Annotated in this window: 12 protein-coding genes; 2 read left to right on the top strand and 10 right to left on the bottom strand. The window is 39.4% G+C overall.

Features of this window, described 5'->3' with window-relative positions:
* Position 1 precedes the first annotated feature (1 nt).
* The 8 genes from ACHRV3_RS02730 to ACHRV3_RS02695 form a co-directional block, all read right to left on the bottom strand.
* Entirely contained in the window at positions 2–2,455 is a 2,454-nt protein-coding gene (locus ACHRV3_RS02730) for a TonB-dependent receptor domain-containing protein (protein ID WP_395435700.1), read from the bottom strand.
* A gap of 29 nt (positions 2,456–2,484) precedes the next feature.
* A complete protein-coding gene (locus ACHRV3_RS02725) occupies positions 2,485–3,180 on the bottom strand; it encodes an ABC transporter ATP-binding protein (RefSeq protein WP_230002261.1) in 696 nt (231 codons plus the stop codon).
* A gap of 284 nt (positions 3,181–3,464) precedes the next feature.
* Positions 3,465–3,815: a hypothetical protein gene (locus ACHRV3_RS02720; protein ID WP_395435701.1), complete on the bottom strand. Its 351-nt coding sequence runs from the start codon at positions 3,813–3,815 to the stop codon at positions 3,465–3,467.
* A gap of 698 nt (positions 3,816–4,513) precedes the next feature.
* A complete protein-coding gene (locus ACHRV3_RS02715; protein ID WP_395435702.1) occupies positions 4,514–5,926 on the bottom strand; it encodes a PLP-dependent aminotransferase family protein in 1,413 nt (470 codons plus the stop codon).
* A gap of 202 nt (positions 5,927–6,128) precedes the next feature.
* The gene (locus ACHRV3_RS02710) at positions 6,129–7,145 is read right to left on the bottom strand and encodes an LLM class flavin-dependent oxidoreductase (protein ID WP_395435722.1); all 1,017 of its coding nucleotides are present in this window, start codon (positions 7,143–7,145) and stop codon (positions 6,129–6,131) included.
* A 103-nt stretch (positions 7,146–7,248) separates the two neighbouring features.
* Complete coding sequence (locus ACHRV3_RS02705) at positions 7,249–7,896, bottom strand: NAD-dependent epimerase/dehydratase family protein (RefSeq protein WP_395435703.1); 648 nt, start codon at positions 7,894–7,896, stop codon at positions 7,249–7,251.
* Between the two features lie 241 nt (positions 7,897–8,137).
* Positions 8,138–8,935 (bottom strand): alpha/beta hydrolase, encoded by a 798-nt coding sequence (locus tag ACHRV3_RS02700; protein WP_395435704.1) that lies wholly within the window; start codon positions 8,933–8,935, stop codon positions 8,138–8,140.
* Between the two features lie 40 nt (positions 8,936–8,975).
* Positions 8,976–9,395: an OsmC family protein gene (locus ACHRV3_RS02695; protein WP_395435705.1), complete on the bottom strand. Its 420-nt coding sequence runs from the start codon at positions 9,393–9,395 to the stop codon at positions 8,976–8,978.
* Between the two features lie 137 nt (positions 9,396–9,532).
* Here ACHRV3_RS02695 and ACHRV3_RS02690 point away from each other — a divergent pair, with 137 nt between their 5' ends.
* A complete protein-coding gene (locus ACHRV3_RS02690; RefSeq protein WP_395435706.1) occupies positions 9,533–10,501 on the top strand; it encodes a LysR substrate-binding domain-containing protein in 969 nt (322 codons plus the stop codon).
* Between the two features lie 81 nt (positions 10,502–10,582).
* The gene (locus ACHRV3_RS02685; protein WP_395435707.1) at positions 10,583–12,157 is read left to right on the top strand and encodes a Na+/H+ antiporter; all 1,575 of its coding nucleotides are present in this window, start codon (positions 10,583–10,585) and stop codon (positions 12,155–12,157) included.
* 549 nt (positions 12,158–12,706) lie between these two features.
* Here ACHRV3_RS02685 and ACHRV3_RS02680 read toward each other — a convergent pair.
* Together ACHRV3_RS02680 and ACHRV3_RS02675 are read right to left on the bottom strand one after the other, a co-directional pair.
* The gene (locus ACHRV3_RS02680) at positions 12,707–13,558 is read right to left on the bottom strand and encodes an outer membrane beta-barrel protein (protein WP_395435708.1); all 852 of its coding nucleotides are present in this window, start codon (positions 13,556–13,558) and stop codon (positions 12,707–12,709) included.
* A 50-nt stretch (positions 13,559–13,608) separates the two neighbouring features.
* A complete protein-coding gene (locus ACHRV3_RS02675) occupies positions 13,609–22,947 on the bottom strand; it encodes a T9SS type A sorting domain-containing protein (protein WP_395435709.1) in 9,339 nt (3,112 codons plus the stop codon).
* Positions 22,948–23,040: the final 93 nt, after the last annotated feature.

Raw genomic sequence — 23,040 nt, 5'->3', positions numbered from 1 at the left:
ATTAAAATTTATAGGTTACGGTAAGGCTAAAATTTCTTGGTGCTCCGGGAAACAAACGCAAATAATTCTGAGCGCCCAACCAGTAGGTTTTATTGAATAAATTACCGGCGTTTAAAGCAATTTGCATATTGCTTTTATTGGGTTTATAGTACAAAGCAGCGTCAAAAACAGTAAAATCAGGAAGCGTAAAATCCCTGGTAAACCACGGTATTTTGCTACTTTGATATTGCAGTCCGAAACCAATTCCCAAATCTTTCAAAGCCGAATCAGAAGCAAAGTTGTAACGTGTCCATAAGTTGGCACTGTTTTTTGGTGTATTTTGTTTTCTGGCGCCAATTAAAGAGGTATTGCGGTCATTGGTAATTTTAGCATCAATATAACTGTACGAAACATTTATTTGCCAATCGGGAGTAATGTACCCCGCCAAATCACATTCAAAACCACGACTACGCTCAGCACCTCTGGTTACCAATAAATCCGGATGAACAGGATCATTGGCATTCATTAAAATATTGCGTTGATTGATCTCGTAAATTGCGGCGTTAAAACTCATCTTACTAGTAAAGAAAGTGGCCTTAAGACCTAATTCTTTTAAATTGCTTTCGAGCGGATCAAACAAACTGCCGGCAGGTAAAGAGCCTGTTTGAGGCATTAATGTTGTAGTATTCGATTGTGGCTGATAACCTTCCAAATAAGTGGTATAAACATTTACGGCTTGGTTAACAGCGTAAGTAACTCCGACACGTGGCAACAAAGCTGATTTTTTTACCGTCAGTTCGTTATTTGATTCATAGTTGGTAATGTCTTCAAACCATTCCTTTCGAAGTCCAAGTAAAAAAGTGAATTTCTCCCATTGAATAAGATCCTGAATATAAAGAGCATTGGTCGTAGTCAAAGCGGATGGTAAGGCTGTTCTAACATTCAATATATAATCTTCCGGACTCCTCATCGCATAAGAAGGGTTGTTTAAGTCAAAAAAGGAAACATTGGGTTTTGGTAAAACTACCCCATTTACGGTTGTGGTCTGATAATTAGAAGCATTTGCCAATACAAAAGAGCCCGCTACTGTTCCGTCTTTCAATACATAACCTCTTGCCGCATTTTGTCCACCGCCTTTGTTTTTATTCCAACTGCTCAGATCATAACCGACTAATAATTTATGATTTAATTTTCCGGTTTTATAATCAAAATTAAAAAAAGCACTTAGATTGTCAATGTCCCAATATTGCTGGCGTTGTACAAACTGCATCATAGCAAGATTTGTTACGGGTTTATTATTGATGTCTACCGTAAAGGCATTTGTAGTCCTGTGTTCCTGAAGATCTTCGGTCCAGGTTTGTTTCATATAGGTAGCATTAAAACCAATTTTCGAATTGAATTTATGAACAAAGTTTGTCGTTAAAATCATTTCCTTTGATTTAAAATAATCCCCGGAAGCTCCCAGATTTAGACTGATCGGAGTTTGTTTTAAATTGGTTACACCGGCAACAGCCCCAAAGATAGGCTGACCTCTGTCAAGGGTTCCCGTCATATCACTAATAATTAATTCGGTATTAATGGCCGTTTTTTCATTCGGAATATAACTGAACGAAGGAGAAATTAGAAAGGATTTGTTGGATACTAAATCCCGATACGATTTGGCTTCCTGATAGGCTGCATTAACACGATATAAAAGTGTTTTGGAGTCGTTTAAAGGACCAGTGAAATCTAAAGTTCCGCGTAAGGTACTGAAACTTCCAACGCTTAAACTAACTTCTTTGCGATCACTAGCCAAGGGTTTTTTGGTAACCAGATTGATACTTCCGCCAGGGTCGGCAGAGGAGAAAGTAGCACTTGACGGACCTTTAATGACTTCAACACGCTCGATATTATTCGTTAGAGGCTGAAGAAAATAATATTGTCTTGTACGCATTCCATTGATGATTTGACCTTCTTCATTCTGACTGATTCCGCGAATGGTGTATTGGTTGTAATAACTGGCCGGAATTACGCCGCTGGCCATTTTTACAGCATCAGCGAGATAAAAAGCACCTTTATCAGCAATTAATTCTTTGGTTACAGTAGCAATAGATTGTGGAATATCTTTGTTTAATACAGCTGTTTTTGTTGCTGCAAAAGAATAATCGCTATTGTATTTTTTTGTAGCTCGACCAACAATTTCGACGGTTTGTAATTCATTGAGGGTTGTTTCCAATTCAATAGTAAAAAATTCTGAACTGGAAGTAATGCGCTGCGTTTTGTAACCCGTAGAAGTAATCTCAAGTATTCCTTCTCCTTCCAGACTAAAATTTCCGTATTGATCTGTTATGGTCTCTTTGCCGGATTGGAGTACTTTTATGTTAACTTTTGCAATCGGTTCTTTGGTGTCAAAAGCTATGATTTTCCCCTTAATAACTTGGGATTGCCCGTAGTTTATGCCAATTATTAAAAAGAATAGGGAGAGTAAATGTTTCATTTTTTTGATGGTGAAAACGGTGTTTTCTTTTATACGGTTTGTAAATACAAGTTTTCTAATTCGTTGGCCGAAATTTTGCTGGCCTCGATAATGGTCATTAGATTTCCTTGTTTCATGATTCCGATATGTGTAGCAACTTCTCTAGCTCTGAAAATATCGTGTGTTGCCATAAGTATTGCGGTTCCGTCTGCAGAGAGTTCTTTTAAGATTTGTGAAAACTCATTTGAAGCTTTGGGATCAAGGCCGCTTGTAGGTTCATCTAACAGGAGCACTTTAGCCTTTTTAGCAATCGCAATTGCAATTCCAACCTTTTGTCGCATTCCCTTAGAATAGCCCCCAAGATTTTGACCGTGCGCAGTAATTTGTAAACCCGCTTTGGTCAGAAAATAAGTTAATTCTCCGATTGAATAGTTGAATCCGGCCAGAGACGAAAAGAATTTCAGGTTTTCTATCCCGGTAAGATTAGGGTATAACATTACAGTTTCCGGAATATATGCCACGTGTTTTTTGGTTTCCTGCGCATTTTCCGTAACCGAAATATCGTTTATTTTTAAAGTTCCACCTGTGGGTTGTATAAAACCCAAAAACAGATTAATCGTAGTTGTTTTTCCTGCGCCATTTTGTCCCAAAAGGGCGAAAATTTCTCCTTTTTTGATGGTTAGATTTAAAGCATTTAAAGCGATCTGGTCGCCATATTTTTTGGTCAGATTTTCTGCTGTAAGCATAATTGTATGAGTTTGGATTTGTTTGATTTTACTATTGTAGGTATAGAAAATCTTTGCCGCTACACAAGGTAACAAGCCAGATTTCTATTGTATTGGAACTATAAATAAGAGGGGTTTACTGAGAATTCTGTCGTTAGATTTCTGTTTTAAACTAAAAAGAAGCGTGTGTTTTAAGTTGTTTTGAACTGGGACGGTTGCAATAAAAACACAACGAAACAATGTCTTTTTCCTGATTTTTAGCAAATAGGAAAAAAATTTCAGAATTGAAACAAGAATACAGTAAACTAAACTAAAATAGGGGGAGCTCTAAGGGCAAAAAGACTACCTTTAAAGAAGGTTGAAACGGTTTTGGTATAAAAGAATACAAAGCTGTTTTCAAAGTTTGTCTTATGGAAAGATAAGGCCTGAAAAGAGTTTGGAATAAACGTACTAAGCGCAAAATGACAAATCGAACAGTTGTTTTCTACCGTATGACTGTGCGTTATTTGCTTTTGGTTGGAAGCATAATGGTGATCGCAATGTTTTTCGGTCAATTGCCTGTAAACATGTTCATAAGAATGTATCGTCTGAAACAGCATTGCAAACAACACCGTATAAGACAACAAAAGATTAATTAAAATTACTTTTTTCTTCATTCTTGATTTACATGAAGTTGGGAGTATGGAAGCCTCTTTTAAGGCTTGGTCTATCGCAACTTTGTTGCAAATATAGAAATCTAAATTAAAAATGCTGTCTTTTTTTTATTCCTGAAGACTAAAAATTATTAACTGTGTTGTTCTGTTAAGCGCAATATGAGATTTATAGGGCATGATTTATAGTTTCTTAACCGCTATCCAATTATTTAGTCTTTGATTTTTAAGTATTATGATTTTTCAGCAAGGTTTTTTTTGACCTGGCAGGTTTTTAATGACTCAAATTATACCTACAAGGTCAAAAAGGACCTTGCAGAAAATAGAAAAGCAAATTAAATACCGACGAACATAATTTAAATTTAGAATATTAATTGAGTTGAGATTCTTACTAAATTGCAGATTTCAAGAGTAGTAAAAATTACAATTAGTATTTCTCACGCACAATGCATTTAGGCAATATCGCATTTTTTTAAATTGTTTAATAGCGGTTGATTTCAACCAACAGATTCAAAAGGTTTCGGCCAAACCCCAATGTCATTAAGTTGAGAATCGTCAAAAAAGGCTCACGAAGATTTAAGCGGAATGAAATAAAAAAATCCGCAGAATCCGCAAAATCTGCGTGAAAAAATGTCATTAACTTAACGATATTGAGTCAAACCTCGAGGCTCAAAGATACAGAACCGTTTTTCTTGTTTTTAAAATTATAAAATCTTAGCGAGAGCCCTAATTCCTTCTTCCATTTGTTTTTCAGTGAGTGAAGCGTATCCCAATCTAAATCCTGAAATGGCCGGACCAAAGCTAAACTTCTGGGGGCTCATTATCTTGATGCCGCTGCGTTGTAATTTTTCAAAGGTTGCCAGTACATCAATCTCGGAATTTGGGACGATCCAAAAAGCCAATCCTCCTTCGGGTCTGCTGAATGTAATTTTATCTTTGAGATGCTCGCTAAGCAGTTTTTCAAAATAATCTCTTTTGGACTTATAAATGAGATTGGTTTTTTTAAGATGCCTTTTGATTTTACCGTCATTAATAAGTTGTAAAACGGCTTCTTCCATAATATTATCTCCCTGTACGTCAATTATTTTCCTGTGTTTGCCTACTTTTTGAATATTCTCAGCTGCACTTACCAAATAACCAATGCGGAGTGCCGGAGCAACGATTTTGCTTAAGGTACCTATATAGACAAAGTTTTTAGCATTGTCATAACTGGAAATTGGCAGAACAGGACGTTGACCAAAATGGAATTCATTGTCATAATCATCTTCAATTATGGTAAAGTTGTATTGATTGGATAATTCAATAAGTCTTAATCTTTTTTTCAAACTAAGTGTTACCGTCGTCGGAAATTGATGGTGCGGTGTAACATAGATCGCTTTTATAGTAGGGTGTTTTTTTAGATATACTTCCACTTGATCGATGTCTAAACCATCCGAAGTGACCGCTACAGGCAAAAGCTGTGCATTGGCATTTTCAAAGGCTTCCCAGGCAGGTTGATATCCCGGATTCTCGATCATAATAAAATCTCCTTTGGAAAGTAAACAATGAGAAGCCAGATACATGGCCATTTGGCTGCCTCGCGTAATGCAAATCTGATCTAATGTGATATTCATTCCTCTTTTGAAATTCAACATTTGCACTATTGCTTTTCTGAATTCGATATCGCCAAATTCGTTGCTGTATCCCATGATTTGCCAGCGGGATTTTCTACTAAATATTTCGCGGTAAGCACGGGCAAGATCATTGGTAGGGGCAAGACTACTGTCGGGATGACCATCATCAAAAGTAAGATAGGGTTTGGTTTCTTCGGAAGTGGCGTTTGCTTTTCTTTCGCGCTTTTTGTCAGAAACAATTTCGGGTAATACATCCGCTATAAATGTCCCTTTTCGGTCTATGGTAATAAGCCAGCCTTCTGCGATTAAAACATCCAGAGCTTCAATAACGGTATTGCGATTTACATTTAATAAAGCGCCAAGCTGCCTGCTTCCGGGTAATGCATTGCCTTTGGTTAATTTTCCCGATTTAACAGCATTGATAATAGCATCAGCAATTTGCAGATACAGGGCTTTGTCTGATTTTTTGTCTAATTGAATTTCAAGTGACCAAGGTCGTAACATCTGGACTATTTAAAGTGTTAAGAAATAGAATGAGTTGATAGTCCAAATTTACTTCAATTTCTTATAGATTGAAAGGAATTGTTTGTGAGGAATTAGAAGTGAGATGTGAAGTATTGATTATAGAAAATAGAGAATAGGAAATAGATTATGGAGAATAGATGGTAAAGAGGGAAAAATAAAAAATAAAAAGTAAAACCGCTGCTTATTGTAGCAGCGGTTTTACTTTTGTTCCGATTAGTTCTATTGCGTTCATCAATTGTTTATGCGTAAGTCCTGCATTATCCATCTGGAACGTAAATCTTGAAATGCCTCCAAGAGCTTCACTGTGGCGCAAAATTTTCTCTGCAGCTTGCTCCGGACTTCCAAGAACTAAAACGCCTTTTTCGTCGATAAGATAATCAAATGATGTTTTGGTAACCGGTGGCCAACCTCGTTCTTTTCCTAATTTAGTCCAAAGTTCGGCATAACCGGGATAGTATTCTGTGATGGCACTTTCGGTAGTGGCTGATACATAACCCGGGGAATGTAAGCCAACTCTTAAATCTTCGGGTTGATAGCCTGCCGCTTTCCCCGCTTCCCGGTACAAATCAATCAACGGGCGAAATCGGTGTGTTTGCCCTCCAATGACGGCTACCATCAAAGGTAAACCGAGACTTCCGGCTCTAACAAAGGATTCCGGACTTCCTCCAACACCAAGCCAAACGGGTAGTTTGTCCTGTAGCGCTCTCGGATAGACAGGTAAATTATTCAATGCCGGACGGAATTTCCCCGACCAGGTCACAAATTCAGTATCGCGAACTTGTAGTAGAAGTTCCAGTTTTTCTTTAAAAAGAGCGTCGTAATCGTTCAGATTAAATCCAAAAAGGGGATAAGCTTCAATAGAAGAACCACGACCAACTACAATTTCTGCTCTTCCTTTAGAAATTAAATCCAGTGTTGCAAAACTTTGATACAAGCGTACAGGATCAGCGGCGCTTAAAACGCTCACGGCACTAGTCAGACGAATTTGTTTGGTGCGTGCTGCGGCTGCGCTTAGGATTACAGTGGTAGCAGAATCTAAAAATTCTTTTTTATGATGTTCGCCAATTCCAAATACATCCAGACCAACCTGATCTGCAAATTCAATTCGTTGAAGTAATTGCTCCATTGCCTCCACAGGGCTAAGTCTGTTGTTATCGCCGTACATCGCCGACGCAAAACTGTCTATTCCGATTTCGATCATGTAATAAAGGTATTAAATTTTGAAATAGTTTGGGTTTGGAAAAGCGGATAATCAAGGGTGCTTGTTAACTTTTAAATGGAGAAAAAGGGCAGAAAATAAATTACATTTCCGCCAACACCTTAATATCCTCTATCTCCAAAATTTGCTTCGGATAACCGTCTTTAACCGTATTAATCATCGCCTGTCCAACATCTTTCAAAGTCAAAGATTTTTTAGGAAACAAAAGCGGGAAAAACGGAATAATCATTTTAAATATGGTTTTTACATTTTTCTGTTCTTTGAAAGGTTTCATAAAACCCGGACGAAAATTATATTGCCCTCTGAAGGGTAATTTCATTAAATCATTCTCTGTTTTTCCTTTTACACGTGCCCACATTACTTTTCCGTTTTCGGAAGTATCGGTATGACTTCCGGTAACAAAATTGAAAACCATGTTGGGGTTAATTTCGGATAATGCTCGAGCGAAAGCCAAAGTCGTGTCGTACGTTACATAGGTATATTTTACTTCGTCCATGCCAACAGAACTTACGCCGGCACAATAGAAACAGGCATCATAATTTTTCAGAACATCAGTGTAGCGGCTTAGTTGCATAAAATCCAATACAATTAATTCTTCTAGTTTTGGATGTTTAATTGCGGAAGCTTTACGGTTGATCATTAATACTTTTTTGACCGCGTAGTTGTCAAGACATTCTAATAAAACACCTTCACCAACCATTCCTGTGGCACCTGTAATAATTACTCTCATGTTTTTGTTTTGTGATATTATAGTGATGTTTGGGTTTTCTGTTTGTCAATTTCAGGATAAAACGCTGTTCTTATTTTTCTCAAAAGGTCAATTTTGATTTATTCAGAAACTTAGTTTTGTAATTAGTGTTAAAGATATAATTTATTTCTTCCGGATTTTTAAAATGAATTTATTTCAAAATGAAAAATAAAAAACTCCGACAAATTGCCGGAGTTCCAATTATCCTTATTGTTGAATTTGCTTATTTTTTAGCACTCTCTTTTGATGCTTTAATAATTACGTCAGCAACTGCTTTTGGTTGCGACATAAACACTACATGACTACCTTTTATTTCCGTTATTTTTGTTTTAGAACGTTTGTACATCGCACGTTCTATTTCCGGATTAATACTTTTATCTTCGGTGGCTACAATTCCATAAGTTGGTTTGTCTCTCCAGGCCGCTTTTGTAATTGGAGTTCCAAAGCCTTTGGCATAAAATGCACCTTGAGAAGCAAACATAAAGTCGGCTTGGTCTTTTGGAATATCGGCAGCAAAACCGGCGTGGAATTTAGCTTTGTCATAATATACAATTCCTTTATCGTCGGGATTTAAGATTCCATTTTCGGGAGCTGGAGGAGCAGTTTTTAGCCATTGTACGGTAGTTTCTCCATTATCGGGCTGGAAAGCTGCAACATATACCAAAGCGACTACATTTGGATGGTTTCCGGCTTCGGTAATTACAGATCCACCCCAGGAATGTCCGACTAAAACAGTTGGTCCGTCTTGGTTGTCTAAAACTACTTTTGTTGCGTTTACATCATCCTCAAGAGAAGAAAGTGGATTCTGAACAATCGTTACATGATATCCTTTTTTGCTTAAAATATCATACAAAGCTCTCCATCCTGAACCATCTGCAAAAGCACCGTGTACTAAAACTATATTTTTTACCGGTGGAGTGGTTTGTGCTGTTGCAATAGTAGTTGAAAATAGGAGGGAGAAAAATAATACTGCGAACATGAAATAGGACTTCATTTGTTCTTTTGCTGTTGTTGTTTTCATAGTATAAATTTAAAGAAATTAATTTGTTATTTGTTTATAATTAGGCTGTTAGTGTAATTGATAGCGTGATTTCTGTATTCAGTAGTTTTGAAATTGGACAAATCGCTTTTGCTTTCTGAGCTAATTCCTGAAATTGTTCTTCTGAGATTCCCGGAACTTTTCCTTCGAGTTCTAATTGAATTAAAGTAATGGTTCCGTCTTCTAAAGTTACTTTTGCTTTTGTATTCAAATCTTCCGGGATAAAACCGGCTTCGGTTAACAAAAAGCTCAGTTGCATGGTAAAACATCCCGAGTGTGCGGCTGCGATTAATTCTTCTGGATTTGTCCCTACACCTTCTGCAAATCGGGTTTTAAAGGATAATTGTGCATTGTTTAAGGTAGTACTTTGTGTACTGATGGTTCCTGTTCCTTCCATTCCTGTACCTTTCCAATTTGCGTTTGCTGTTCTTGTAAATTTCATGATCTTACTTTTTTATGTTATTTTAAATTTTTTGAGTTATTCAAACCATTGTTCTGATTTGATGGGACAAATTTAGAGCGAGTAGTTTTATAAATCAAATTGATAATTTTGTATCTTTATAAAATAAATTTATAATCATGACAATTCAACAGTTAAAATATATTGTCGCTTTAGACGAGGAACGCCATTTTGCAAGGGCTGCAGACGTTTGTATGGTTTCGCAACCCGGATTAACCATTCAGCTAAAAAATCTCGAAGAAGAAATCGGAATTAAAATTTTTGATCGAAATAAAGTGCCGCTGACACCAACGGAACTTGGAAAAGAGATTATAAACAGGGCCAGGAAAATTTTGCGTGAGACGAATGAAATCCGCGATTTTGTGGTAAACGAAAAGAATATGCTGGAAGGGGAGTTGAAAATCGGCGTGATTTCTACCTTATCTCCCTATTTAATTCCGTTGTTTATTAAAACGATGAAAGAGGTTACACCAAAAGTTCATTTTATCATCAAGGAAGCCAATACGGGACAATTGATGCATGATGTAGAGACCGGAGCTCTTGATGTAGCGATTATGGCGACACCTACCGGAAATAAAAATCTGATGGAACATCCGATTTTTAAGGAGCCATTTGTGGCGTATCTGAATAAAGAACACCCGATGGCAGGTGAGGATTTTTATGAAATTCAACCGGGAGACAAACCCTTTTTATTATTGCTTCAGAATGAGTATTGTTACAATGCGCAATTATTGGATATCTGTGGTTTGAAAACACCGGGAAAAATAAAAGAACAGTTTAGTTACGATATAAGTTCTATTGAAACGCTCAAAAATTTGGTTCGTGCGGAGTTAGGTTTTGCTATTATTCCACAGCTTTCTATTTTAAACGAAAAGGAAAATATGCTTTTTAAACCTTTTAAAGACCCTAAACCGGTACGTGAAATCAGTTTTGTGGTATCGGATACTTTTTCTAAAAAGTTACTGTTAGAAAAGATGAATGAAGCGATTTGGAGTTGTTTGCCGGAGGCACTTAAAGCTAATTTTAGCTATAAAAAAATTAGATGGAACGATTCTCCTTATTTTGTTGATGCGGTGAGTAAGTTTTAGATTTTTTGAACTCTATGTAAAAATAACAACCCCGGATTTATCAATTTTATATCTTTATAAATCAATTAAATAAGGAATCAAATGATTGAAAACTTTCCATTTTATTTAAGTCTTATTGTGGTCATTTTATTTTTAATAATGTTGGCCAACAAGATAAAAGTTGCGTACCCGGTAGTATTGGTTTTGGCTGGATTGGGAATTAGTTTTATTCCCGGTGTTCCGATTCTGCATATACAACCGGAGTTGCTTTTTATTATATTTTTACCTCCTTTATTGTATGAAGCCGCATGGGCAATTTCATGGAAAGAACTTTGGCGATGGCGACGTATTATTGCCAGTTTTGCTTTCGTAGTGGTATTTCTTACTGCAATGTCAGTTGCTTTTGTGGCGAATTATTTTATTCCGGGATTTTCATTGGCTTTGGGTTTTTTATTGGGGGGAATCATTTCGCCTCCTGATGCCGTAAGCGCGGGAGCCATTTTAAAATTTGTAAAAGTGCCTAAAAGATTTTCTTCTATTTTAGAAGGAGAAAGTCTGTTGAACGATGCTTCTTCGCTGATTATTTTTCGTTTTGCGATGATTGCAGTGGCAACGGGTCAGTTTATTTGGTATGAGGCCGTATTGAATTTTGGTTGGATGTTAATTGGTGGTGTTGGTATTGGTTTACTAATTGCATTCATTTTTATGAAAGCCCATAAATACCTACCAACCGACTCTAATATTGATATTGTTTTAACTCTTCTTGCACCTTATATCATGTATATGGCGGCCGAAGAAGTACACAGTTCCGGTGTATTAGCGGTTGTAAGTGGCGGCTTATTTTTATCGTATTACCGGCACCATTTTCTTAGCAGTCGCTCTCGCATAAGAGGCTCAAGTGTATGGGAAAGTTTGTGTTTTGTTTTGAATGGCATCGTATTTTTATTAATCGGATTGGATTTACCTGAAATTACAGAAGGTCTTGAAGGCGTTAGTATTTCTGCTGCGATTGGTTATGGTGTTTTGATTACTGCCGTGATAATAATAGCGCGAATTATATCTGCTTACGGCGCTGTAATTATTACGCTTATTGCCCGTAATTTTATTACAGTAGCAGATTCGAGACATCCGGGCTACAGAGTCCCGATAGTACTTGGATGGTCGGGAATGCGTGGCGTGGTTTCACTTGCTGCAGCCTTGTCGATTCCATTGCATTTGGATAATGGAGAACTTTTTCCACAGCGAAACTTAATTCTCTTTATCACATTTGTTGTTATTCTGTTGACTTTGCTCATTCAGGGGTTGACTTTGCCTTTTTTAATACGAAAAATACATTTAAACGATCCTGATCAGGTAGTTCCCGAAGAGGAAACGGTAATTTTAATTCGAAGACAATTGGCAGAAAAAGCTTTGGAGCATTTATATACCAAGTATAGTGAAGTACTTAAGGAACAACCGGCCTTGCAGCAATTGGCGCGGAAATGGGAAGATAACAAACAAATGACCACTGATGTGACAATGGCCGAGGAATGTAAAGTGGTTTATATAGAAATATTAAGCGAACAAAGAGCCTGGCTCATTAACAGAAATAAAGAAGAGGCGACTCTGAACGAAGAAATCATCCGAAACCAATTGCGCTATCTGGATCTTGAAGAGGAAAGATTGAGGTACATTTAAATTCGGTTGAAGTGCAGGTATTGGAGTTGTTTTGATTTTTTTTCAAATTGAATAAAAAAGTTTGTTCGTAGTAGAGATCGAAATAGGCCAAACCCAAAAAATGTGGCGTTTTTATAAATAGTATTCCGTGATCTGGAGAAAATATTTAGAAGTTGATAATAGAGAGCTTAGAGCAAATTCTTTTTAATCTGAACTAGATTATTTTGCTGGATGTTAGTAAAATAGAATAGCACGCAGATTTTGCGGATTTTGCGGATTTTCGCGGAAGACAATAAAAAATAAATCTGCCAAATCTGCTAAATCTGCGTGAAAAAAAAGAACAAAAGAAAGATCGAAGCACACAAATTGAAATAACGTCATTACCAGTATGATAAAAAGAGTTGGATAGAATCAAACGAATTAAAAGGACTTTTTTTCACTGTAGAAGGATTACTATTTGCGCTTAATTTTAGTGCTTGACAATTTTCTGATTTGTTCCATAAAAAAACCAGTAAAGCTAACTTTACTGGTCTTAATGAATTCAAGGGAAATTATCTAAATTGTAAGGGTTTATCGAATTGCAAATCTTAGTTTTAACCCCAAAGAAACCAATCTCACATCATTTGTAAATGGTGAATCCAATACCGTATTGTGCTCTAATTGAGCAGTTGTCCCGGGATTGTATTGAACCAGATGTTTACTGGTATTTCTGTCATATACATTATTCAATCCATAGTCTAAATACGCGCCCAGATAGATCGAACTTTTGTCTCCAATTATTTGTTTTACTCCGGTTTCAAAAGTGATAGAGTAAGACACTTCGGCATTAAGATCCTGTTTACCTACTTTCACATTATTTGTACTTCCGAATCCTGCGAAGGATGGACCAAATAATTCGACATTATATTGTGGATAATAACCACTTGTCGTTAGATTTTGTATCGTGGATTCATAGCTTCCGTTTATGGCAAAACCTATTTTGGCTCCGGCTGCAACATACAATTTAGTTGTTCCGGGAGTTTCAAATTGAATGTGAAGCGGAACATTGATATAGCCTAGCTTTTGCTCTTCTCTTAAATTGGTTGCTCTGAATCTAAATTGGAATGATTCCTTTTCAGAGTCAGTAGCCGCATAGCGTCCGGAGATCGTTTGAAATTTAGCATCGGTATTATAGGACTGGTATTCTGCGCCAATTCCGATACTTAAATTTTCACTTAGATAATAGGCATAACGTAAACCGGCACTAAATCCGTTTCCTTCTACCAATTGACCGGAAGTCTTATAATCTAAAAAAGAGGAGGGACCACCGAATGCAATTGAAAACTCATGTTTTTTATCCTGACCAAAACTATTTAAGACGGAGCCTAAAAGTGCTGTAATCATCGATAACGATGTTATATAGTTTATTATATATTTTTTCATCTTAAAGTTATTTTATGCCGGTGCCGTTGTTAAAGCGGCACCGGCAGATTTTATTTATTTACAATTACTTTCAGTGTTTTTCTAACATTTGCAGTTTCAATAACTACAATATACATATTGCTCTCTGTTGCCAGAGGTAATTGTATCTCTGTTTTTACTGTCGATGATTTCATTGTTTTTACCAGTTGACCAGTAACAGTATATAAGCTTATCTGCATGTTCTGCAATTCCTCCTCAGGATAGTCAGCTTCAACAGTTACCACTTTCCCTACTTGAATTGGGTTTGGATAAACTTTAGCTGTTAGCGAGTTCACTACTGGAATTTTAGTAGGACATGTTTGCAGTACTTTTCCATCTTTAGTTGTCATTTTTACCATATAATCAGCAGTAGGATCTAACGTGTTGTTGATGTTATCTCCAGCTGAATAGTATTGACCTGTTCCAACTAATTGACCGTTTTTAAACCATTGGTAAGCAACAAATTCGTAACCACCATTTGTTTGTGGATTGTTGTTTACAAGCAGCACGTTATTAAATTTCTGACGAGCAATATCAAAGAAATTGAAAGGTTTTGATACTGTAATGGTATAATTTTTAACAACGCTTGCATCTTCTGATGTTACCGTAAGAACTTGATTGTAAATTCCCGGTTTTGGTAACGGAATAGTAAAAGTAGCAGCCGGACTGATAGTTGCATTTGATCCGTTTAAAGCTGAAATAGTAAGACTGTTTCCTTCGTCGCACGTCATCAAATAATTAATCTGTTGTGCCGGATTATCATAAACAGTAGTACCAATTGTCAGTTTTGTAAGATCGGCATTGTTGTTCATTATTACTAAATTCTGCGAAATAGATGTTGCCGGTAAATAATTACTGTCACCATCCTGATGAGCTGTAATAAGTATCTGACCTGATCTAATCATGCTTACTAAACCTGCGGCAGTAACAGTAGCCGGTGGTAGAGGAGAAGTAAATGTTGCAGAATAACGTATTGGCAAACCTGAGTCAGAGAAAGCTCCTAAAGTAAAATCGTTGATTGCTCCAAGAGTTTTAACCGGTAAAGCACCAAAAGTAATTTGTTGTGGAGCTTTATTAATGGTAAGATTTGCGTTTAGCGTAATTAGCGAGCAATTAGTTCCTGGTGCTGGCGATACAAATGCAGTAACCAAATAAGTTCCTGCGTCAATAGCACCATTTTCACTTCCTGTTATCGGCGATATAGTGTATAGGACACTAGCTCCAGCTGGAAGTCCTGCAACCTCAATAGTATGTAAACTTCCGTCAAAAGTAGCAGTAACATCACTTAAAGTTACACCTTCAATAGGTGAAGCAAGGACATTTAGTGTTTGATTTTGTGTTGAACTATTGCCATGACCATCATCATACGTCCAAGTAATTACATAAGTACCTACTGCGGTATAATTTAATGGGTCAGTTGTTGTAGCATTTATTGTTCCTGCACAAGCATCAGTTGCTGTTGGAATTGCAATTTCAGACGATGTAATAGCACAATAGTTAGTGATATCCGGTAAGTTTGTTACATCCGGTACCGGAGCTGTAGTATCAGGGTTAGTTGATATAACAGCTGTTTTTGTTAAAGTACATCCATTTGCATCTGTAATTACTACTGTATAGGTTCCGGCAGTTAATCCCGTTGCAGTATCAGCTGTTCCTCCAGTTGGTGACCAGATATAAGTGTATGGAGATGTACCACCAGCTGCGGTAACTGTTGCTGATCCATCAGCGCCTCCAATACAAGTTACATTTGTTTGTGCAACTATAGCATCTAAAGCTACCGGTTGAGTGATCGTAAAGCTTTGTGTACCTGTACAACCATTAGCGTCCGTTACAGTTACTGTATAAGTTCCTGCAGTTAATCCTGAAGCAGTATCGGCAGTTCCACCAGTTGGTGCCCAAGAATACGTATAAGCTCCAGTTCCTCCGGTTGCACTTACTGTTGCTGAACCTGTAGCAGCTCCGTTACAAGTAACATCTGTTTGTCCAGCTGCAGTCGCAACAATAGCGGTTGGTTGTGTAATAGTAAAGCTTTGTGTTGCGGTACATCCGTTAGCATCTGTTACAGTTGCTGTATAGATTCCTGCAATTAAACCTGAAGCCGTAGCCGCAGTTCCACCGGTTGGTGACCATGAATAGGTATAAGTTCCAGTTCCTCCAGTTGCAGTTACAGTAGCAGATCCATCAGATCCTGAGTTACAAGCAACATTTGTTTGAGAACCAATTGAAGCCACAAGTGCTGTCGGTTCAGTAATAGTAAAACTTTGTGTTGCTGAACATCCGTTAGCATCTGTAACCGTTGCTGTATAAGTTCCTGCTGTTAATCCTGAAGCTGTAGCAGCAGTTCCACCAGCTGGTGCCCATGAATACGTATAAACTCCAGTTCCTCCGGTTGCGCTTACAGTAGCAGATCCGTCAGTTCCTGAGTTACAGGCCACATTTGTTTGTCCTCCATCTGAAGCAACAAGTACTGTCGGTTCGGTAATAGTAAAACTTTGTGTTGTCGTACATCCATTAGCATCCTCTACAATCACTGTATAAGTTCCTGCAGTCAATCCTGAAGCGGTTGCAGCAGTTCCTCCTGAAGGTGCCCATGAGTACGTATAAGTTCCAGTTCCTCCGGTTACACTAACAGTAGCAGATCCATTAGAACCTGAATTACAAGAGACATTGTCTTGAGCTGCTGCCGAAGCCACAAGGACTGCCGGTTCTGTGATCGTAAAACTTTGAGTTGTAGCACATCCGTTTGCATCTGTAACAGTTGCTGTGTATGTTCCGGCTGTAAGACCTGATGCTGTTGCAGCAGTTCCACCAGTTGGTGCCCATGAGTACGTATAAGTACCAGTTCCTCCAACTACATTTACAGTAGCAGATCCATTAGATCCTGAATTACAAGATACATTGGTTTGCCCTCCATCTGAAGCTACAAGAGCGGCTGGTTCAGTAATAGTAAAACTTTGAGTAGCTGAACATCCGTTAGCATCTGTAACAGTTGCTGTGTATGTTCCGGCTGTAAGACCTGATGCTGTTGCAGCAGTTCCACCAGTTGGTGCCCATGAATAGGTATATGTTCCAGTTCCTCCGGTTGCAGTTACAGTAGCAGATCCATTAGATCCTGAATTACAGGTTACATTGGTTTGTCCGCCATCTGAAGCTACAAGAGCAGTTGGTTCAGTAATAGTAAAACTTTGTGTTGCTGAACATCCGTTTGCATCTGTAACAGTTACTGTGTATGTTCCTGCTGTTAATCCTGTTGCTGTTGCAGCAGTTCCACCTGAAGGTGCCCATGAATAGGTATAGGTTGTAGTTCCTCCGGTTACATTAACAGTAGCAGATCCGTCAGCTCCTGAATTACAAGATACATTGGTTTGTCCTCCATCTGAAGCAACAAGTACTGTCGGTTCAGTAATCGTAAAACTTTGTGTTGTCGTACATCCATTAGTATCCTCTACAGTCACTGTATAAGTTCCTGCAGTTAAACCTGAAGCAGTTGCAGCAGTTCCTCCTGAAGGTGCCCATGAGTACGTATAAGTTCCAGTTCCTCCGGTTACACTAACTGTAGCCGATCCATTAGATCCTGAATTGCAAGATACATTGTCCTGAGCTCCTGCCGAAGCCACAAGGGCTGCCGGTTCTGTAATCGTAAAACTTTGAGTAGCAGTACATGCGTTAGCATCTGTAACAGTCACGGTATAAGTTCCTGCTGCTAATCCTGAAGCCGTAGCTGCAGTTCCACCAGAAGGCGCCCATGAGTACGTATAAGTACCAGTTCCTCCAACTACATTTACAGTAGCAGATCCATTAGCTCCTGAATTACAAGATACATTGGTTTGTCCTCCATCTGAAGCTACAAGAGCAGCCGGTTCAGTAATCGTAAAACTTTGTGTTGCTGAACATCCGTTAGCATCTGTAACAGTTGCTGTGTATGTTCCGGCTGTAAGACCTGATGCTGTTGCAGCAGTTCCACCAGCTGGTGCCCATGAATAAGTATAAGTTCCAGTTCCTCCGGTTGCAGTTACAGTAGCAGATCCATTTGATCCTGAATTACAGGTTATATTGGTTTGTCCGCCATCTGAAGCTACAAGAGCGGATGGTTCTGTAATCGTAAAACTTTGAGTTGCTGCACATCCGTTGGCGTCTGTAACAGTTACTGTATAAGTTCCTACTGTCAATCCTGTTGCTGTTGCAGCAGTTCCACCAGAAGGTGTCCATGAATAGGTATAGGTTGTAGTTCCTCCGGTTACATTAACTGTAGCAGATCCGTCAGCTCCTGAATTACAAGATACATTGGTTTGTCCTCCATCTGAAGCAACAAGAATTGCCGGTTCAGTAATAGTAAAACTTTGTGTTGTAGTACAACCATTAGCGTCCGTTACAGTCACTGTATAAGTTCCTGCAGTTAATCCCGAAGCAGTATCGGCAGTTCCACCAGTTGGTGCCCATGTGTAGGTATAACTACCTGTTCCACCAGTTACACTAACAGTAGCTGATCCATTAGATCCTGAATTACAAGATACATTGGTTTGTCCTCCCTGTGAAGCTACAAGTGCTGCAGGTTCAGTAATAGTAAAACTTTGCGTTCCAGTACATCCGTTAGCATCTGTAACAGTTGCAGTATAAGTACCTGCAGTTAATCCCGAAGCAGTATCGGCAGTTCCACCAGTTGGTGCCCATGAATATGTATATGCTCCAGTTCCTCCGGTTGCGCTTACAGTAGCTGTACCGTTGGCCCCTCCATTACAACTCACATTATTTTGTGCTGCTGCACTTGCAATAATAGCAGTTGGCTCTGTAAGAGTAAAACTTTGAGTTGCTGCACATCCGTTAGCGTCTGTAACAGTTGCAGTATACGTTCCTGCTGTAAGTCCTGTTGCTGTAGCAGCAGTTCCACCAGCTGGTGCCCAAGAGTAAGTATAAGTTCCAGTTCCTCCGGTTGCAGTTACAGTAGCAGATCCAGTAGCACCCCCATTACAAGCGATGTTGGTTTGCGCGACAGGAGCCGCAACAATAGCAGTTGGTTCTGTGATCGTAAAACTTTGAGTAGCTGTACATCCGTTAGCATCTGTAACAATTGCTGTATATGTTCCAACTGTCAATCCTGTTGCTGTTGCAGCAGTTCCGCCAGTTGGTGTCCATGAATAGGTATAAGTTCCAGTTCCTCCGGTTGCACTTACAGTAGCAGATCCGTTAGCTCCTGAATTACAAGATACGTTGGTTTGTCCTCCATCTGAAGCTACTAGTAAAGTTGGTTCAGTAATAGTAAAACTTTGTGTTGTAGTACATCCATTACCATCTTCTATGGTTACTGTATAAGTTCCAGCTGTCAATCCTGTCGCTGTTGCAGCAGTTCCGCCAGTTGGTGCCCATGTGTACGTATAAGAACCCGTTCCTCCAGTTACACTAACTGTTGCTGATCCATTAGATCCTGAATTACAAGATACATTTGTTTGTCCTCCATCTGAAGCAACAAGTGGAGCAGGTTGAGTAAGAGTAAAACTTTGAGTTGCGGTACAACCGTTTGCATCTGTAACAGTTGCGGTATAAGTACCTGCAGTTAATCCTGCTGCTGTTGCAGCAGTTCCTCCAGATGGAGACCAGGAATAGGTATAGCTACCTGTTCCTCCAGTAGCACTTACAGTAGCTGAACCGTTAGCACCTCCGTTACAAGATACATTGGTTTGCGCTGCTAAAGTTGCAACAATAGCAGTTGGCTCTGTAAGAGTAAAACTCTGAGTTGCTGAACATCCGTTTGCATCTGTAACAGTTGCTGTATATGTTCCGGCTGTCAATCCTGATGCTGTTGCAGCAGTTCCGCCAGCTGGTGCCCAAGAGTAAGTATAAGTTCCAGTTCCTCCGGTTGCAGTTACAGTAGCAGATCCGGTAGCACCTCCATTACAAGCGATGTTGGTTTGTGCGACAGGAGCCGCAACAATAACAGTTGGTTCAGTAATGGTAAAACTTTGTGTAGTAGAACAAGTATTGGCATCTGTTACCGTTACAGTGTAGGTACCTGCTGTAAGTCCTGTAGCCGTAGCTGCAGTTCCACCAGTTGGTGCCCATGAATAGGTATAGGTTCCAGTTCCTCCGGTTGCACTTACAGTAGCTGATCCGTTAGCTCCTGAATTACAGGAAACATTCGTTTGACCTCCATCTGAAGCTACAAGTGAAGCTGGTTCTGTGATCGTAAAACTTTGTGTAGTAGAACAAGTATTGGCATCTGTCACCGTTACAGTGTAGCTACCGGCAGTTAATCCTGAAGCCGTAGCAGCAGTTCCGCCAGCTGGTGCCCATGAATAAGTATAAGAACCTGTTCCTCCTGTTACACTAACAGTAGCCGTTCCATTAGCTCCTGAATTACAAGATACATTTGTTTGTCCTCCATCTGAAGCTACAAGTGCTGCAGGTTCAGTAATAGTAAAACTTTGCGTTCCAGTACATCCGTTAGCATCTGTAACAGTTGCAGTATAAGTACCTGCAGTTAATCCTGCTGCTGTATCGGCTGTTCCACCAGTTGGTGCCCATGAATACGTATATGCTCCAGTTCCTCCGGTTGCACTTACAGTAGCGGTACCGTTGGCACCTCCATTACAACTCACATTATTTTGAGCTGCTGCGCTTGCAATAATAGCAGTTGGCTCGGTAATAGTAAAACTTTGCGTTCCAGTACATCCGTTAGCATCTGTAACAGTTGCAGTGTATGTTCCGGCTGTAAGTCCTGCTGCTGTTGCTGCAGTTCCACCAGCTGGTGCCCAAGAGTAAGTATAGCTACCCGTTCCTCCGGTTGCAGTTACAGCGGCAGATCCGTTGGAGCCTCCATTACAATTTACATTAGTTTGTGCTGCTGCACTTGCAATAATAGCCGTTGGCTCTGTAATAGTAAAACTTTGTGTTGCTGTACATCCGTTGGCGTCTGTAACAGTCGCAGTGTATGTTCCTGCAGTCAATCCTGTTGCTGTTGCAGCAGTTCCGCCTGCGGGTGCCCAAGAATAGGTATAAGTTGGAGTTCCACCTGTTGCATTAACAGTAGCAGATCCGTTAGCTCCCAAATTACAGGAAACATTGGTTTGCCCTCCATCTGAAGCTACAAGTGCAGTTGCTGGTTCTCCTATAACAAATGTTCTGGTTGTCTGACACGTATTATTATCCGTAACAGTTACGGTATAAGTACCTGCTGCTAAACCAGTAGCCGTTGAACCGGTTCCACCGGATGGTGCCCAAGAGAAGGCGTAAGGAAATGTTCCACCGGTTGGAGTAACACTTGCTATACCATTGGCACCTCCGTTACAAGATACATCACTGCTGGATCCTGTAGCCAGACTAAGTGGCGTTGCTGGTTCACCTATGACAAACGTTCTGGTTGACTGACAGGTATTATTATCGGTAACTGTTACCGTATAAGTTCCTGCTGTTAAACCTGCAGCCGTTGATCCGGTTCCACCAGACGGTGCCCATGAATAGGTATAAGGAAATGTTCCACCAGTAGGAGAAACACTCGCTACACCGTTAGCACCTCCGTTACAGGATACATCACTACTAGATCCTGTTGCCAGACTAATTGGTGCTGCTGGTTCATTTATAACATATGTTCTGGTTGACTGACAGGTATTATTATCGGTAACCGTTACCGTATAAGTTCCTGCTGTTAAACCTGCGGCCGTTGATCCGGTTCCACCTGATGGTGCCCAGGAGTAAGTATAAGGAAATGTTCCTCCAGTAGGGCTAACGCTAGCCACACCGTTGGCACCTCCGTTACAAGATATATCGCTGCTAGATCCTGTTGCGAGACTAAGAGGTGCTGCTGGTTGATTTATAACAAATGTTCTGGTTGCCTGACAAGTATTATTATCAGTAACTGTTACCGTATAAGTCCCTGCTGCTAAACCTGCAGCAGTTGAACCCGTTCCTCCTGATGGTGCCCATGAATAGGTATATCCGGGTGTTCCACCGGTAGGCGTTACACTTGCTACACCATTTGAACCTCCGTTACAAGACACATCGCTGCTGGAGCCTGTTGCGAGACTAAGTGCTGCAGCCGGTTGTCCAATATTAAATGTTCTGGTTGCTTGACAAGTATTGGCATCTGTAACTGTTACCGTATAGGTGCCTGCTGCTAAACCGGAAGCAGTAGAACCTGTTCCTCCAGATGGTGCCCATGAATAGGAATATCCGGGTGTTCCACCGGTAGGTGTTACACTGGCTACACCATTATTACCGCCATTACAGGATACGTTACTACTTGATCCGGTAACTAAACTAATAGCTGTGGGTTGTGTAATATTATATGTTCGTGTTATGATTGTGCCTTCACTATCAGTAATAGTAAGGGTATAAGTATTCGCAGCTAAACCGGTAGCTATTGATCCGTTACCTCCTGAAGGTGCCCAAGAATAGGTATAACCTCCGGAGCCTCCCGTTACAGTTGCTGCTCCTACACCATTATTACCTCCATTACAGGATACATTACTAGATGGTGTTGAAGAAGTGTTTAAAGCTGCTGTTGTTGTAAATGTTAAATCATTCCCATATGCAGTACCTCCGCTATTTGTAGCATAAGCTCTATAATGAATAAGCGTTGATGGGGGAAAGGAAGAAACGATACCTGAGTAGATTCCCGTTCCTGTTCCGATTTGGAATTTATTGTTGGCAGTAGTCGGGTTGACTGCTGTGCCCCAAACGATTCCTCTTTCTATAGTAGCATCACCACCATCGGCTGTTACATTACCACCCATGGTGGCTTTTACAGATCCGGTACCTGTTGCTGTTGTAGTACTTACTGTTGGTGCTACTGCACCATTTGAAAATATAAAATTATCAACAGCAAAATAATCATAATTGTTGCTTAATTGAATTTCAAGTTGATCTATTATTGCAGTTGTATTATTTGAGCCTCCTTCGGTAGCGAAGTTGATAAACAGAAAACCGTTGCCGGGAAGTGTCAGAGGAATACTAGCACCGGTCGTAGTTTTAGTAACAGTAAATACGGTAGCACCGGCAAGTTTACCTCTGAAAGTGATTGACCCAGGTAATCCATTACTTGTGACACCTGCAGTAAAGGCAGAATTACCAGTTACATATATCCATAGACTACTGATTTTAAAACTACCTGTAGCATCCGAAATAGTACCGGTTTGTCCAAGAGCTTCTGGGCCGACAGCATCTTCAACCTGAAGAAAATTATTCGAGCCGTTGTAACCCTGACCAGGAAGATTGAAAGCTTTAAAGCTAAGGTAGCTGCTGCTTAAGTTAAACGTTTTTGTACCGTTTGTAAAACTGGAAGCACCTACAGTTGCCGTTTCAAATGTTTCTGTAGTTTGCGCGGCAATATGTTGCATCGCAAAAAAGAGAAGGATTAATAATAAGTAAAGTTTTTTCATAATTTATTGATATTAAATTGATCTGTTAGTATTACTGTATACTATTTTAACTTATATTTCTAACTTTAAATAGAATAATATATAAGGTTGTAA

This window comes from Flavobacterium sp. FlaQc-49 (assembly GCF_044005985.1).
GTDB classification, from domain to species: domain Bacteria; phylum Bacteroidota; class Bacteroidia; order Flavobacteriales; family Flavobacteriaceae; genus Flavobacterium; species Flavobacterium cupriresistens.
The sequence above is the reverse complement of the archived record's forward strand: the minus strand, read 5'-3'. Positions and strand labels throughout refer to the sequence as shown.

Excerpts from the sequence above, each read along its gene's own strand:
- ACHRV3_RS02725 (WP_230002261.1), bottom strand. The coding sequence starts at position 3,180 with ATGCTTACAGCAGAAAATCTGACCAAAAAATATGGCGACCAGATCGCT.
- ACHRV3_RS02680 (WP_395435708.1), bottom strand. The coding sequence starts at position 13,558 with ATGAAAAAATATATAATAAACTATATAACATCGTTATCGATGATTACA.
- ACHRV3_RS02685 (WP_395435707.1), top strand. The coding sequence starts at position 10,583 with ATGATTGAAAACTTTCCATTTTATTTAAGTCTTATTGTGGTCATTTTA.
- ACHRV3_RS02675 (WP_395435709.1), bottom strand. The coding sequence starts at position 22,947 with ATGAAAAAACTTTACTTATTATTAATCCTTCTCTTTTTTGCGATGCAA.
- ACHRV3_RS02695 (WP_395435705.1), bottom strand. The coding sequence starts at position 9,395 with ATGAAATTTACAAGAACAGCAAACGCAAATTGGAAAGGTACAGGAATG.
- ACHRV3_RS02715 (WP_395435702.1), bottom strand. The coding sequence starts at position 5,926 with ATGTTACGACCTTGGTCACTTGAAATTCAATTAGACAAAAAATCAGAC.
- ACHRV3_RS02730 (WP_395435700.1), bottom strand. The coding sequence starts at position 2,455 with ATGAAACATTTACTCTCCCTATTCTTTTTAATAATTGGCATAAACTAC.
- ACHRV3_RS02720 (WP_395435701.1), bottom strand. The coding sequence starts at position 3,815 with ATGAAGAAAAAAGTAATTTTAATTAATCTTTTGTTGTCTTATACGGTG.
- ACHRV3_RS02705 (WP_395435703.1), bottom strand. The coding sequence starts at position 7,896 with ATGAGAGTAATTATTACAGGTGCCACAGGAATGGTTGGTGAAGGTGTT.
- ACHRV3_RS02700 (WP_395435704.1), bottom strand. The coding sequence starts at position 8,935 with ATGAAAACAACAACAGCAAAAGAACAAATGAAGTCCTATTTCATGTTC.
- ACHRV3_RS02690 (WP_395435706.1), top strand. The coding sequence starts at position 9,533 with ATGACAATTCAACAGTTAAAATATATTGTCGCTTTAGACGAGGAACGC.